Origin of the sequence: Enterobacter cloacae complex sp. I1M (assembly GCF_014982425.1) — a bacterium.
GTDB classification, from domain to species: Bacteria; Pseudomonadota; Gammaproteobacteria; order Enterobacterales; family Enterobacteriaceae; genus Enterobacter; species Enterobacter intestinihominis.
In genome coordinates this window covers 63,566-77,349 of the sequence record NZ_JADCLG010000017.1, presented here as the reverse complement: position 1 = coordinate 77,349, position 13,784 = coordinate 63,566, and the positions used below count along the sequence as shown (strand labels likewise).

The following is a 13,784-nucleotide window of genomic DNA, read 5'->3' as shown; positions in this document are numbered from 1 at the left end:
TCAAAATGATATTAAAATAATGTTTAGGTGATATGAAATGGCAATCCAAAAAAAACCCAAAACTCAACCACCCGTTTCAAAGAATGATGCAGTAGAGAACTTTATAAACTCAGCACCTGATGCAAAAGTTCCCGCTTCGAAGGGAGTGGTAAAAGGAAAAAAACAGCAGATCACAATCACAATGGACCCTGAACTGATTCAGCGTATTGACGAGGCTGCTGCAGAGAACGGACAATCGCGCGCTGCATTCATAAATATGTCTTGCATCAACATACTGGACTATGGTTTGCAAATTGCGGGCAAGAAGAAAATAAGCGAGTAGGTAACATCAAAAAACAATCAAAGCAATCTCTTTTTGATGTTGTTTTAATATTAAAACAACATCAGATTGAGATGTTAGATACTTTCAGCTTTCTTAGATTTTTTTTAACAGCGCCACTGCCTCATCGCCAGGCATCTGGAACTGTACCCTGTGCCGTGCCGCCACATCGAGCGCAAACACCTTCGTATATACCTCCGTCGAGCTGATGCTCTTATGTCCCATTAAACTCTGTAGCACCTTGAGTGGTATACCGGCATACAGCATGTGCATGGCGTAGGAATGACGGAACGTGTGCGGTGTCACCGGCACGGAGAAAGTCACCCCGTCGGCCGCTGCCGCTTCAACCGCTTCGCTGAGCCAGGTGCGGACCGTCCGATCGGTGATCTCCCAGATACGCGCCTTCTCGATTCTGCCGCTTCGCTTGTTGCGTCGTTCAAGAGGTATTTTCAGCGTGGCCACCATCATCTCCAGCTGACCGACATAGTTCGCATCGGAAAGCGGAACCAGGCGATGCGCCTGACTGCCTGCAGGCGAGCGGCCGGCCGTTCGTGCCGCTTTCTCCGCCCGCTGCTTGAGTGTGGCCAGCTGCACGAACGGGTAGGGCGGCGCCAGTGAAAAATCACTCCGGGTCAGGGCCAGTGCTTCGTTAATACGGGCGCCGGTGTTCCACAGGGTGGCCAGGAGCATCTTACGGTGCAGATCGGGTACGTAGTGGAGCAGGGCGCTCACTTCCGGCGCCAGCAGGTATTTCGGCAGTTCGTCCTGAACGAGCGCCATCTGACGCAGGGCAAGTGCGGCAGGGTAGTCGATGGCCACCGGCAGCTGCGCGGCCGAAAACGAAACGCTCTGGCCTGGTATTGCCGGCATCATTGCTTGTTGTCCCTGCCGGACAGGTATTGCTCTGTAAGTCGTGCCATTGCTTTCTGCGCGTAATCCTCGCCCGGGAGCACACTGATATCTCCCCGGCGTTCCATCCCGGCGCCGATGGCGCTGAGGGTCGTCGCTAACGGCAGCAGCCGGCGAAGCTGCAGGGCGTGCCCGCATGCGGAACGGATGCGATCGGCAAAATCATCCTCATCGCGGGAATATGTTCCGGGCGCCGGCCGTTCCCGGCCATCCTTTTCTGACTGCAACTGCTGGCACAGCGACAGCAGTTCAATGATCTCTTCTGCCGCACGGGCAGCCACCAGGTCATGGTTCATTCCGGCTTATCCTGATTTGCCAAAGAGCTGAGGCAGTTCATCAAACAACATCACATGACGGGTCCGCTTTCCGCGAAAAATGCGCCTCATCATTGGCGTGAAATCCGCAGGCTCCCAGCCGTAGGGCCAGGTATAGTAGATTCCGGCTTTCAGCGTGTTATCCGGTCGCTCAGGGCCAGCGACGATTCGTCTGACCTCCCTGCTCAGCGCCTCACCGCGCAGGCCGTACTGTCCCAGGTAACGACGCAGCCGCGTTCTCGGCATCCGCGGATCGGATTTCACGTAAGCATTAGTATCCATAAACTGCGTAACGTTGATGATATTACTTCCGTACTTTCGCGTGGTGCGCAAGGCGGTGGCCATCACGTCCGTTTCTGTCACTGGTTCATCATCGGTTCTGTTCATCTGGTTTCCTGTTTACAGGGTCAAGGGTTGTTGTGTGGTCGTCTAAGCTGACGCGGTGCCTTCCCGCAACGATCGGAAGGCCCGCATGGCATACGTCCTGGAGGGCAGCTCGATACAGTCCCCGCACTGCGGGTTAATCTCTTCGTCAGTGGCCTCGTTATACCGCATACGCAGCCGCCATCCCTTCATAGGAGGCGCGTTCTGTATGGCCAGCACCATCCCTTCCGGCGACAGCAGTTCACGGAGGGTGTAGCAGGCGCCGATCCGGGTCGAGTCCCGCAGCCACATCACGGGGTACTCACTGACCAGCTGGTCATACACACATTCCGGCGTATGGAAGTAATTCCCGTCCGCCCTGCATAAATCACACATAATCTTTCCTCTGCTTAGAAATCCCGCCCTTAGCTATCGTTGTTCAGCTACAGCAACTTTGACGATGGCATCTATTGCCTTTTCAACTGAAAACGGTCTCAGCTCACCGTTGCTCAGCTGGACCTTATAGCAGGGATGTGACACCCAGCGGCCATTCGTAAAACGAGGTTCATTCTGAACCGTGAAATGTCTAATCAGTCGGCCGTTCAGTTCCCACCCCGGACAACTGTCACAATAGAGGGTGAACAGTTCTTTCAGCTCTTCAAAATAGCCGCCTTCTGAAATGACCCCGACGGTTTTCACGTCAGGCCGTTGATCCATGTAATAGCTGCGGGCTTTAGTTTTTGATGCAAATTCCTTCTGACCAATCTTCACCGGTACTGAACGTCCCATCCTGATCTCCTTTCTGGTTTGCTGGCAAATAGTCACCAAGAGTAATGATGACGCCCGGCACAATGTTCTGAGAACAACCCTGCGTCTGTCACCCGGATAATTTTCTCCTGCTGTTATCATTTTCAGGCTGATAGTAAGCAGCCATATAACCACACCGGTAAATTACTGGATGGCCGTTTCGGTGAGATCCGACTTTCTGGCTTATACCAACTTTCCGGAAGTGTACCACGCTCTGAGAGTAAGCGAAGCGCTCTTTTCTGCTGCTGCAAGCCGGGTCACAGGGCAGGGAGATAACACAACATATAGGATGAGTATCCGTTGGCAGAGTGGCACATGTTGTGTTTCAGCGCCGCAGTTCAGAGGGGTGAGAGAAGAAGATCCGGAACCAGGGGTTTTCGGATCCGCGACAACGAAAAAGGACACAATTGACAGGAAAGCAATAATTATTTTAATTAGTGCATAATCTGCATAAATGTAAGACAGCCATCTTTACATTAAAAGTAAAGCAAGATGGCTTTACACCATGGAGTAAAGCAATTAAGATTTACGCACCCAAGTAAAGCAACAACGCTTTACATTTCCAACCGGTTAAGGAGCTACTGTATGGCTATGGTCAATGCCCGCATCGATGACGATCTGAAAGCCCGGGTCGATGCAGTCCTTCAGCGCAGGAATATAACGGTCACCCAGAATATGACAGATCTGTACCGTTATATTGATCAGCATGAGCAGTCCCCCTTTTTGCCTGCCCCCCGGCCGCACACTGCCGACGAGGTTGTGGCAAAGTGCTGTTCTGATTTGATGAATATCCGCGATGCACTGCTGCTTATCCGCGGCCATGCCGAGCGCCAGGCTGGCTCCGGGGAGATGGCTTCACTTTATCAGTTATTTACCCGTTCCCGCCTGGCGTTTGCCGATGGGCTGTGCTGGCTGCACAGTGCCCCGGCGTTGCCCTTCACCGTTGACCGGCTGCTGCTGCCCCTGGCTCACGCTCAGGCGCAGATCGCAGAGTGTGATATTGCGCTGGGTGGCGGAAGCCGCGATGCACTGGTGCTTACCGGCGAGAGGGAACAACACCTGTCCACCGCCATAGCCAGCCTGGATGAACTGGTCAGCAATTTGTGCCAGAAAGCAGGGTTACTTCGCCGGCAGGTACCGGTGGTGCAGGAAGAGCAGCGTGCAGACGGCGAATTCTGTACTGCTATCGCTGCTGACGTCACTTTTCCGGGGGATATTGATGTCACTGTCCTGCTCCGACCAGATCTGCTGCGACTGCTGACGCCACGTCTGAAAGAAGCAATCCCCTGCCCACGGCTGCCTGGGTGGCAGGTGGGTGTTGATATCAGCAGCGGCTATAACACCTTTATCACGGCACCGGCAGACTCAGCCCCGGTGAGCCCGACATCCGCATTTGCTCGAGCTGCCTCCGGCGGGGCAATGGGTAGCTGCGGTCTGCTTTTCATTCAGGGAGAAACCCGGATTCATTACTGGCAGCAGAAAGATGCCGGGACGGATGTCGTCCCCAGAGACAAGCTTGCTGAGGCCGTCTGCGAGAACATGGACAGCTTGATCGGGAAAATTCTTCAGGGCGCTGTAACAGAAAAAGGGGAATGAAAGGACACGGTCACGTAATTTCTTCAGCGCAGCATACGGACTTTGCGTCGCCTGGGAGATGAAAATCCGTTTCTGCTCAAAAGGTGGTTTCAGAACTGATCAGCAGCATCGAGAGCTGCATGTACCCCCGCCACTGCCGACCGTCCCGCTACAAAGCTCCCTCCGGGAGCTTTGTTTTAAAAGTCCGTAAGGTTATCAATGGGCTCGTCAGGGGCAGGTTTTATTATAGTTTCCCCCTGCCGGATCTCAGTTTTACTGGTTCTGAATTTTACGCCAGTAATTTTATGGTACGTCATTCCGTCGGTTTTCATCTGCAGTGTGTCTTTCTTTTCATTAGTGGCCGCTAATAAACCAATATAGCGTGATTTTTTTGGTTCCTCAGCGATCAGCTGAATATTCGGGCTGAAAACATATATATCATCTTCGACGTTTTCAAACAGCTCAACCTGATACCGCCGGGTATTATCAGTGGCATGCCTGACGCCGGAAGAACTATTAAACAGAACAACATTATACCCGGTTTTGGCCCCCCTGCCGTCAGCGTAGTCCTGCGTGGATTTAAAGCTGACGCCGTCAAGCTTAAATTTATTCCGGTCACTGAGATAATCGGCAACCACCTGAGTGATCAGGTAATCACTATCCTGCCTTTTTCCAAACGCGGGGAGCGTCAGTTTGCGCGAAAGCGTCCTGAAGAACACTGCACGCTCGCTGGTTTTACGGGTCAGGGGATCAAACTTACTGCCAGAGCCGAAACTGAGCGAGTCAAGGGAAGATATGTCCAGCACCTTCAACTTACGCAGCGGGACAAAAGGCACCGTCACCACAATGCTGCCGACTGGGGGTCTTACTTCAGCAATTGCCACATCCGCTGAGGTGGCACCGTAAAACACGGAGATCCCCTGTGCATTCATGCGGCCTGATCGCGCCAGTAATGGCGGGGGAGGCCCGAAGTGTTTCTCAGGCTGCGTCAAGGCCTGCTTCACGTCTTCCAGATCCTCAAAGACCCTAGCGCGATGAAGATGCACATCTTCAGACAGCATTTTTACAGGTGAATCGCGGTTCCTAGTTTTCAGCTTATCGATATCACTGAAAAGCGAATCCAGAAACGCATTAACTTCACGGTTGAAATATCGCGTTTCCTTAAGAAGTGAATTGGTGACTGTTCCCCAAGTATAATCCAGCTCACCTGAAGAGTAGTTTCTTGAACGGTATACCAAATCATCATTATATTGCACAACATCATAATCATTATAAGGATTGTATTCATCGCAAAGGCCGGAATAAATATCTTCAGCCACTTCAAACTCAACCCCTAGCTCTTCGCAGATGACATCCTGTGCGGGATTCCCGCGGCCTGTGTCATAAATATCCATATGAGCATCATAATAATATTCAAAGACATCATGCATCCGCTTTACAATATCTCCCAAATGGATATTTTTACGCTTCAGTTTGCAGTAAGAACATATCTGTTCGTTATTACCGTTATGTTTTATTTGCTGACTGACATATTTGTCCTCCACACACTTATGACAAATATATTTTTCATCCCACATGATTAAGCCGCCCATTATGTGCTGATACAGGGTAACTTTCCTGCATTTCCCAGCCTGAATCAAGAGGGGCGGTGCATCAGCACAGGACTGAGGATGAATAAACTGAGCGGTCAGTCTTCTCCAGGCTGTCTATGGGGCGTACCGTAATCACAGGGAAATAACCTACCATCCATCCTGGTTTCTGCTTCGCACCTCAGGCATCAAGGCCCTGAAAAGAGGAGCGCCACTGGTCATTCCCAGTAACTTAAAAATGTAACGGGAAAATTATACGTGGAGTGTGGTACTGCGCAGGATTTCTTTAGACTGAGACCAGCTTAATGCAGGTCTCAGATGTTGATATGCTGAACCGCTTAGGAACGGATTAATCGTGCTTTCAGTTTTGACTCAGACCTCGTGACTATCCGCCCCTTGCGACCAAGCGTACCCGTCTGCTTCAGTTCGGTAACGAGCTCTGCCTTCAACGTCTCATGAATGGACTGATTGCGAGACACTTCCTGAGAGGTAAGCAGACGCGGAGTAAGACGCGTAACTTTATCGTTTGTCGGTTTCGAGTACATAAAAATTTACCTCCTCTCGAATGTCTTCTCTATATGTATAGTTTACATCAGCTGCATATTTCTTCAACAGTCGATGGTAGTAGCGCGCCAGCGTCTCCTTATAAGGAGCGGCGAACACAATGGTTGCCCCTGTGCGTTCGACAACATCTAAAATGGCTTCAGCAATACCTTCTACAAAAAGTCTTTCAAGTTCTTCTGCGTCGTAATGCATGTCGGTGTACTGTTCAAATTTCTGAACGCCACTGATTGAATAGAGAGCCTGAATATCAAAAAAATCCACCATCAAGGTGTTCTCGCTCAGTTCTGCCTCGGTGTAGTAGCTTTCCAGATATGGGACAAGAACAGTTCCTCCCTTGAATTCGACAACGTACTCACTCTGTAATCCTCCTGGCTTATCCACGGTGACCAAATAGCGCAGGGGGTTCTTAACCGACGCAAACTCACGAACCTGTATTCTCATAAATTAACTGCCAGTCCAGAAAGTTATGGTTTTACCAGAAGAATAAAACAATCGATTCAAAAATGTCACCACCAGTCGTGTTCCATCAGTCGGAGTAGTATTTCCGACTCCGGGAGTTTTCGGATCTGCGGAGAAGATGAGAGGGACTTATGCAAGGACAGGCACTAATTGAAGAAGATTGTTGCGGAATATGGATTATTGTCTTTCGGGAACTAAAAGGCGTTGATTATTGCACTGAGTGGACAAATCATACTGAGGCCTATATGCGACGAAGCGGCAGGCAGTATTTTCATCCTGAACGTTCTTCCCGCCCTTTGTTATCGTGTCCGGTCAGTAGAGTCCGCTTTGTGCCAGGAGCGGACATTACTGACACAGACACAACCAGCAAATGGATTACCAGGCAGCCCGGGGGCGACATTTCTGGGAGACAATCAATTGGAAACATTTTAATGTGAGAGTTTAGGCAGGCCACAGCGTATGTATTACCTCATGCCATCTGAAGAATGATACATGCTACCTGTGAGTGTGGAATAACCAGAAGCCTACTGCACCGGAGGATGTCTTGCCATGTTTACCGATCTCAGCAGAGATGAAAGTAAAAGACTTGCGGCAATCGACTTGTTGAAAAATCCTGACAAGGGCCGGGATGATGCGTTAAAAAAATATACTCATCTAATATGCCACTTGCTGAACATGCCGATGGGCTTTGTTTCTGTTCTCGATGAAGAAAAGCAATACATCAGATCCGCCCAAAATGTTGCCGTCACGGAAACCAGCCTGAGCGAGGCATTTTGCGTACAGACCCAGGAACAGAGTAAGACCTTCATTTGTCATGACACTCATCAGCACCCTACCTTTCGTGACTATCACGCGGTAAAAGAAGCTCCATTCATTCGCTTTTATGCAGGGTGCCCACTTAAAACCCAGGAAGGAGTACCCGTAGGTACCTTGTGTATCCTCGATACTCAGCCCAGGGAACTTTCTGACGAGCAGCTCGATCTTTTTGAAAAGATTGGAGGACTTATATCGGATTTTCTGGCCTCGTGGCACTCCGTCGGCTACCTCGATATAGTCACGCTATTACCAAACCGGCAGCGACTACTGAAGGATATAGAGGTTTCAACTGAAGGCGCATTCAGGCTCGTCATTATCGATTGTATTGATATGCCGTTAGCCTACGAAATGGCTCGCTCACTCGGTATGATTGCCGTAGAAAATCTACTTCGTAATATGGTCGCAGAACTGCAGACCCGCCTGACTTTAAAAGGGCCGCTCTACGCCGTGGCAGTTGGACGATTTGCCTTTTTTACCCATAAGGAAAAAACTCGGACATTAGAAGATATCTCTCAAAGCCTTCAGGGGATCCAGGCCAGGATCACCCCTGAAGTTCCCCTTGATCTGGATATTCACATGGGTGACTCCGGGCTTTGCGATAAATCTCTGACATCGAATGAAATTCTGCGCCGTGCAGTCAGTGCATTGCATGAAGGGATAAGTCAGGGGCGCCGGTTTACAGTCTATGATGATGCATTGGATAACAGTAAGAAGACTGATTTCAGCCTTCTTACTGAAGTTAGACAAGCGCTACAAGAAAACCAGGGCTTTTATCTGGTTTATCAGCCGAAAATCTCACTGGTGACAGGACGTGTGACGGGAGCCGAAGCTTTGCTTAGATGGCAACATCCTAAAAATGGCGAAGTGTTGCCGGGTGTGTTTATTCCTCTGGTCGAAAAGACCAGTCTGATGCGTGAACTCACAGCGTGGGTTATCGATCACACTATTGTGCAACTGAGTGCCTGGCAAAGCCGTGGACTTTCTTTACCCGTGTCGATTAATCTGGCTGCAAGTGATTTTTCAAGACCAGATTTCTGCAATGAGCTGGAACAGAAAATGCTGGATGCGCGTCTGGATCCCGCCCTGCTGGGGGTGGAGTGTCTGGAAACCGAGAAGATGCTGGAAAGCCCCGCTGCACTTATCGGCCTGGACATGCTCAAACTACGCGGATTTAAAATATCTCTGGATGATTTTGGTTCCGGATACAGCAACATTAATTACCTGAGACAAATCCCGATGGACATCATCAAGCTTGACCGCTCTATTGTGAGTAAGGTTGCTCGCGACAAGGCCAGCCGCATCATTGTTCGCAACGTTATCACACTCCTCAAGCAACTCGACTATATCGTTCTGGCTGAAGGAGTCGAGGATGCCAGGACCGTTGATATTTTAAGAAGGCTGGGCTGCGATGAAGTTCAGGGTTATTTTTTTGCCAAACCGATGACCCCCGATGCTTTTGAAACCTGGTATCACGGCAGAGACGAAGCCCTTAAGTGAACGAGTTAAGTAAATACGTATGCTCGCCTGCCCGTAATATATAAATAAGAAGGGAACTGGTCATCCTGATCTGCTATCCATTGATTATCGGAGGCCGATGTTAGTCCTGCATTCGGGTAATCATGACAAATTCTCACTTCCGCTTCACGCTCATAGCAGACGTTTGGCCCGGTTAACTTGTCCGCTGCGTGCCATAAGCGGACCAAAACTAGAGCATTACGAATCAGGAGAAGAATGAAATGGCTATCCCTGCGATGAGTAACCCAAAGCCTCAAAATTGAATGACACCACAATTAGCCCATTTACCTAAATGGCCCAAAAATATTAACTACAGCTAGAGATTTTTACAGTTGTAGGTAGCGATGAACAACCAGAGTGATGAAATTTTAACGACACAGACCCTGTGTCGTTAAAATGCCTGAAAGCTAGCTTGATGTAGGATTGCTGCTTAAACGCAGAATCAACATACCTGTAATCACGGCCAGAAGAGATCCCGCCAGAACACCTACTTTCACCTCGTCGATAAGCAACTCATTCCCGGCAAAAGCAAGATTTCCGATAAACAGGCTCATCGTAAAGCCAATCCCGCAAAGCACTGATACGCCATATACCTGTATCCAGTTACTGTTTTCAGGTCGACATGCGATGCCAAGTTTAACAGCAAGCAGGGAAAGGCCAAAAATACCCACCTGTTTACCAAGAAAGAGTCCCATAGCCACGCCAACCGGGACGGAAGAAAGCAGGTCGTCCATTGTCATTCCCGAAAGCGCGACGCCGGCATTAGCGAATCCAAACAAAGGAAGAATCAGGAAGGTGACCCAAGGATTGATAATGTGTTCAAGTCTGTCGAGTGGCACTCTGCCATCTCTGTCCTTTGTTCTTAACGGAATGCAGAAAGCCAGCAGAATGCCTGCTATTGTAGCATGCACGCCGGACTGTAACATGAAGTACCAGAGTAGTGCCCCTGTCAGAATGTAGGGAAGTAACCGGGTTACGCCGGTGCGGTTGAGTAGAATCAGAAGCGCGACCATAACTGCGGCAGCGCCCAACATTACAAGTGAAATGTCGCTGGTGTAGAAGAGGGCAATAATGGTCACTGCGCCCATATCATCAAGAATCGCCAGTGCAGACAAAAATATTTTCAGGGATGGAGGGACACGACTTCCCAGAAGCGCTAACACGCCAAGAGCAAATGCAATGTCGGTTGCAGCAGGTATTGCCCAGCCAGCAAGCGTATCGGGGTGAGCGCGGTTAAGTCCGACATAAATCAGGGCGGGAACGACCATTCCCCCTATTGCCGCAAAACCCGGCAGCGCACGCTGACTCCAGGTTGACAACTGCCCGATCAGTAATTCCCGTTTGATTTCCAGACCGACCATCATAAAAAAGGCCGCCATCAGTGCGTCATTTATCCAGTGCTCTACTGACAACCCAACGGCTTTGGTATCCAGTAAAGCCTCGTACCCTGCACGCAATGGGGAGTTGGCTACTGTGATGGCAGCGAGAGAGGCAAGGATCAGCACGACCCCCCCCGCTATGGGTGAACTAAAGAAATCTGAAACAGGCTTAATGACCCTACCGGTCATTCCTGATGGATACTGCGACATTCATACCTCCCAAAGATATGTAAAAAAGTATTGAAACCAGTTAAACCATTGCAGCCTGGCAAAAAAGGAGATGACAGGCTGCAATGGTTTCATTTCATACAAATTAATCTTATATATTAGGGAGTTAGGGATACATAAGAATGCTTTATATTTTATCACGAAATCATCATGTCTCTTACCAGTAAAGGTAAAGTATCGTAAAGAGCTCGCTTCATTATATTTCCGTAACAGAACAAGGATTAAGAGATGGCTGTTGAGGTTCTGTTTATGTTTATCATGAGATGCTGAAGGATTAATTTCATACGACTAATTAATCAAAGCCGCTAACGATTAATGTTGCAGCCTCAAAGAGGACTGAAGGACAGATATCTCCTGTTTGCCCTCTATGAGTGGGGCAGAGTTTAACCTTCCCGATACTCAGGATATTTCGCCATGAACCCTGTAAAATCCACCACTCAGTTACCCCTTTCTCAGAAGGTGCTTTTTAGAAAGAGAGCCATGACAGCTTTTCTGTCAGTTCTGGTTATGACCGGGTTACTGCTCATTGTTTTGTGCCGCCTGATTCTTCAGTTTTCGGTACTCTAATCTATGGATTGCAGCAATCTCGCCAGAGTGGCCTCATTACGTATTGTATTTTATGGTCCGGCCCCCTCCACATCAGCCGGACATTTTATTTTCAGGTAATCACTATGACTTCTGATACTCCGCGTAAATCGCTGTGGGACAAGCTTCATATTGACCCGGTATTTATGCTCCTTATCCTTGCTCTGCTTTGCTACAGCGAAATGGTCATCTGGAGCGCCAGTGGTCAGGATGAAGGAATGATGATCCGTAAGTCAGGACAGATAATTGCGGGTCTTTTCGTCCTTATCGTCATGGCAAGGATTCCCCCCCGGCTTTATGAGAACTGGGCGCCAGCCCTCTACATAATCTGCATTTTGTTGCTAATCGCGGTAGATGCGTTTGGCGCAATATCCAAAGGAGCGCAACGGTGGCTGGACCTGGGTTTTGTCAGGTTTCAGCCTTCAGAAATAGCTAAGATAGCCGTACCGCTAATGGTTGCACGCTTCATCAACCGGGATACCAGTCCGCCAGGCATGAAAAACACATTACTGGCTTTAATATTGATACTATGTCCGACTCTACTGATAGCCATTCAACCTGATATGGGAACATCCATACTGGTTGCATTGTCAGGCCTGTTTGTTCTCTTTTTGGCAGGGCTAAACTGGAAATTGATTGCAGGGGCGATTGCAGCGCTCGGAGCGTTTCTGCCAGTGTTATGGTATTTCCTCATGCACGACTACCAGCGGAGAAGAGTATTGATGCTTCTTGATCCAGAATCCGACCCTCTGGGAGCGGGCTACCACATAATCCAGTCCAAAATAGCGATAGGTTCAGGTGGACTTCACGGAAAGGGGTGGCTGCATGGGACCCAGTCCCAACTCGACTTTCTGCCGGAACGGCACACTGATTTTATTTTTGCTGTGTTGGCGGAGGAGCTGGGGATGATGGGAGTGTTGATACTGGTTGCGCTGTATCTTGCATTGATTATGCGTGGACTATGGATAGCCTCTCAGGCACAAACAGTTTTTGGGCGCGTTATGGCCGGTAGTGCCATGTTAATACTGTTCGTCTATGTTTTTGTGAATATCGGTATGGTCAGCGGTATCCTGCCTGTTGTTGGTGTTCCTCTGCCACTGGTCAGCTACGGTGGGTCTGCGCTTATTGTTCTGATGGCCAGTTTTGGTATCGTTATGGCTGTTCACACGAACCGTAAGATGCTCTCTAAAAACGTGTGAACCCGGGCGAACTAGCCGCACAATTGTGCGGCTGTGCGGCATTTTCTTCGGAACGCATTCCGTTCCACCGAAATATAATCATTACCCTGCAATAGTGACGAGATAAAAGCCTGCAGCAGTCACCATATCCTTCACCTGAAAAGGTCCAATTTTCGCTCAAAGCGGACCTTCGGTTTCCACCTGCATTTTGCTTTTAACCCCTTTCTGCCGTCTCTCGTTCGCCCTTCCATACGATTAATCAGTACAGATCCGACTTTAGCTTTTTTCGGATCTGACCGGGAAAAGAGAGAAATAAGGATATGCTTTGCATATGCATATGTCATACATCTGCATATGCGTCCCCTATACATATGCTGCACATCTGCCTATACTCAGCATATGCACACACCCGGTGCAATGCACCTCATTCCGGATATGCACCACATATCCACACTTACCCGGGAGAGAACCTCATGAGAACCGTATCCATTTTTAAAAACGGCAACAACCGCGCCATCCGCCTTCCCCGTGACATGGATTTTGAGGGGGTGAGCGAGCTGGAGATCGTCCGGGAAGGGGACAGCATCATCCTGCGTCCCGTCCGGCCGACCTGGGGCTCGTTCGCGCAGCTCGAAAAAGCCGATCCGGATTTTATGGCGGAGCGCGGGGACGTTGTCAGCGACGAAGGACGATTTGACCTGTGAACAAAATGTATATGCTCGACACGAATATCTGCTCATTCATCATGCGCGAGCAGCCGGAAGCGCTGCTGAAGCGCCTGGAGCAGGCTGTGCTGCGGGGTCATCGTATCGTGGTCTCGGCCATCACGTACTCCGAGATGCGTTTCGGTGCCACCGGCCCGAAGGCCTCGCCGCGCCACGTACAGCTGGTTGACGCGTTCTGCGCCCGCCTCGATGCCATCCTGCCCTGGGACCGCGCCGCGGTCGACGCCACCACGGAGATTAAAGTGGCGCTGCGCCAGGCCGGGACGCCGATCGGGGCGAACGACACGGCCATTGCCGGGCACGCCATTGCGGCCGGCGCCGTGCTGGTGACGAACAATGTGCGGGAATTTGAGCGGGTACCGGGTCTTGTGCTGGAAGACTGGGTAAGATAACGCTGTAAAACAAAACAGGCGGTCTGCCACGGCCGGCCGCTCTTTCAGGCAGCGGTATAAAGGAATA

Annotated in this window: 14 protein-coding genes; 6 read left to right on the top strand and 8 right to left on the bottom strand. The window is 49.9% G+C overall.

Annotated features, from left to right (window positions below; genetic code table 11):
• Positions 1–37 precede the first annotated feature (37 nt).
• Positions 38–322 carry a ribbon-helix-helix domain-containing protein gene (locus tag INF86_RS10840; RefSeq protein ID WP_023321974.1) on the top strand — a complete coding sequence of 95 codons (285 nt, stop codon included), beginning with the start codon at positions 38–40 and terminating at the stop codon, positions 320–322.
• Between the two features lie 93 nt (positions 323–415).
• Here INF86_RS10840 and INF86_RS10835 read toward each other — a convergent pair whose 3' ends face one another.
• From INF86_RS10835 to INF86_RS10815, 5 genes are all read right to left on the bottom strand, one after another.
• Positions 416–1,192, bottom strand: a complete 777-nt coding sequence (locus tag INF86_RS10835; protein ID WP_193543523.1) for a site-specific integrase — start codon at positions 1,190–1,192, stop codon at positions 416–418.
• On the bottom strand, positions 1,189–1,524 hold the full coding sequence (locus INF86_RS10830) for a hypothetical protein (RefSeq protein ID WP_193543522.1): 336 nt from the start codon (positions 1,522–1,524) through the stop codon (positions 1,189–1,191). The genes INF86_RS10835 and INF86_RS10830 overlap by 4 nt, the downstream gene beginning before the upstream one ends.
• A gap of 6 nt (positions 1,525–1,530) precedes the next feature.
• Positions 1,531–1,887 carry a hypothetical protein gene (locus INF86_RS10825; RefSeq protein WP_370552866.1) on the bottom strand — a complete coding sequence of 119 codons (357 nt, stop codon included), beginning with the start codon at positions 1,885–1,887 and terminating at the stop codon, positions 1,531–1,533.
• 84 nt (positions 1,888–1,971) lie between these two features.
• The gene (locus INF86_RS10820) at positions 1,972–2,301 is read right to left on the bottom strand and encodes a hypothetical protein (RefSeq protein ID WP_193543520.1); all 330 of its coding nucleotides are present in this window, start codon (positions 2,299–2,301) and stop codon (positions 1,972–1,974) included.
• Positions 2,302–2,334: 33 nt separating this feature from the next.
• Positions 2,335–2,694 (bottom strand): hypothetical protein, encoded by a 360-nt coding sequence (locus INF86_RS10815; protein WP_193543519.1) that lies wholly within the window; start codon positions 2,692–2,694, stop codon positions 2,335–2,337.
• Between the two features lie 603 nt (positions 2,695–3,297).
• Between INF86_RS10815 and INF86_RS10810 the strand changes: the two genes are divergently transcribed.
• On the top strand, positions 3,298–4,308 hold the full coding sequence (locus INF86_RS10810; RefSeq protein ID WP_193543518.1) for a hypothetical protein: 1,011 nt from the start codon (positions 3,298–3,300) through the stop codon (positions 4,306–4,308).
• A 176-nt stretch (positions 4,309–4,484) separates the two neighbouring features.
• On the opposite strand, the gene INF86_RS10805 is transcribed toward INF86_RS10810, so the two are convergent.
• Positions 4,485–5,864: an RES domain-containing protein gene (locus tag INF86_RS10805; protein WP_193543517.1), complete on the bottom strand. Its 1,380-nt coding sequence runs from the start codon at positions 5,862–5,864 to the stop codon at positions 4,485–4,487.
• A gap of 531 nt (positions 5,865–6,395) precedes the next feature.
• Entirely contained in the window at positions 6,396–6,881 is a 486-nt protein-coding gene (locus INF86_RS10800; RefSeq protein ID WP_023337976.1) for a hypothetical protein, read from the bottom strand.
• A 567-nt stretch (positions 6,882–7,448) separates the two neighbouring features.
• Here INF86_RS10800 and INF86_RS10795 point away from each other — a divergent pair.
• Positions 7,449–9,212: an EAL domain-containing protein gene (locus INF86_RS10795; RefSeq protein ID WP_193543516.1), complete on the top strand. Its 1,764-nt coding sequence runs from the start codon at positions 7,449–7,451 to the stop codon at positions 9,210–9,212.
• Between the two features lie 425 nt (positions 9,213–9,637).
• Here INF86_RS10795 and nhaA read toward each other — a convergent pair whose 3' ends face one another.
• Positions 9,638–10,819: a Na+/H+ antiporter NhaA gene (gene nhaA, locus INF86_RS10790; protein ID WP_193543515.1), complete on the bottom strand. Its 1,182-nt coding sequence runs from the start codon at positions 10,817–10,819 to the stop codon at positions 9,638–9,640.
• A gap of 689 nt (positions 10,820–11,508) precedes the next feature.
• Here nhaA and mrdB point away from each other — a divergent pair.
• From mrdB to INF86_RS10775, 3 genes are all read left to right on the top strand, one after another.
• A complete protein-coding gene (gene mrdB / locus INF86_RS10785) occupies positions 11,509–12,621 on the top strand; it encodes a peptidoglycan glycosyltransferase MrdB (RefSeq protein WP_193543514.1) in 1,113 nt (370 codons plus the stop codon).
• A gap of 452 nt (positions 12,622–13,073) precedes the next feature.
• Entirely contained in the window at positions 13,074–13,304 is a 231-nt protein-coding gene (vapB, locus tag INF86_RS10780; protein WP_193543513.1) for a type II toxin-antitoxin system VapB family antitoxin, read from the top strand.
• On the top strand, positions 13,301–13,717 hold the full coding sequence (locus tag INF86_RS10775; protein ID WP_193543512.1) for a type II toxin-antitoxin system VapC family toxin: 417 nt from the start codon (positions 13,301–13,303) through the stop codon (positions 13,715–13,717). Before vapB ends, INF86_RS10775 begins: the two co-directional genes overlap by 4 nt.
• Positions 13,718–13,784 lie beyond the last annotated feature (67 nt).

Excerpts from the sequence above, each read along its gene's own strand:
- INF86_RS10840 (WP_023321974.1), top strand. The coding sequence starts at position 38 with ATGGCAATCCAAAAAAAACCCAAAACTCAACCACCCGTTTCAAAGAAT.
- INF86_RS10835 (WP_193543523.1), bottom strand. The coding sequence starts at position 1,192 with ATGATGCCGGCAATACCAGGCCAGAGCGTTTCGTTTTCGGCCGCGCAG.
- INF86_RS10830 (WP_193543522.1), bottom strand. The coding sequence starts at position 1,524 with ATGAACCATGACCTGGTGGCTGCCCGTGCGGCAGAAGAGATCATTGAA.
- INF86_RS10825 (WP_370552866.1), bottom strand. The coding sequence starts at position 1,887 with ATGGCCACCGCCTTGCGCACCACGCGAAAGTACGGAAGTAATATCATC.
- INF86_RS10820 (WP_193543520.1), bottom strand. The coding sequence starts at position 2,301 with ATGTGTGATTTATGCAGGGCGGACGGGAATTACTTCCATACGCCGGAA.
- INF86_RS10815 (WP_193543519.1), bottom strand. The coding sequence starts at position 2,694 with ATGGGACGTTCAGTACCGGTGAAGATTGGTCAGAAGGAATTTGCATCA.
- INF86_RS10810 (WP_193543518.1), top strand. The coding sequence starts at position 3,298 with ATGGCTATGGTCAATGCCCGCATCGATGACGATCTGAAAGCCCGGGTC.
- INF86_RS10805 (WP_193543517.1), bottom strand. The coding sequence starts at position 5,864 with ATGTGGGATGAAAAATATATTTGTCATAAGTGTGTGGAGGACAAATAT.
- INF86_RS10800 (WP_023337976.1), bottom strand. The coding sequence starts at position 6,881 with ATGAGAATACAGGTTCGTGAGTTTGCGTCGGTTAAGAACCCCCTGCGC.
- INF86_RS10795 (WP_193543516.1), top strand. The coding sequence starts at position 7,449 with ATGTTTACCGATCTCAGCAGAGATGAAAGTAAAAGACTTGCGGCAATC.
- nhaA (WP_193543515.1), bottom strand. The coding sequence starts at position 10,819 with ATGTCGCAGTATCCATCAGGAATGACCGGTAGGGTCATTAAGCCTGTT.
- mrdB (WP_193543514.1), top strand. The coding sequence starts at position 11,509 with ATGACTTCTGATACTCCGCGTAAATCGCTGTGGGACAAGCTTCATATT.
- vapB (WP_193543513.1), top strand. The coding sequence starts at position 13,074 with ATGAGAACCGTATCCATTTTTAAAAACGGCAACAACCGCGCCATCCGC.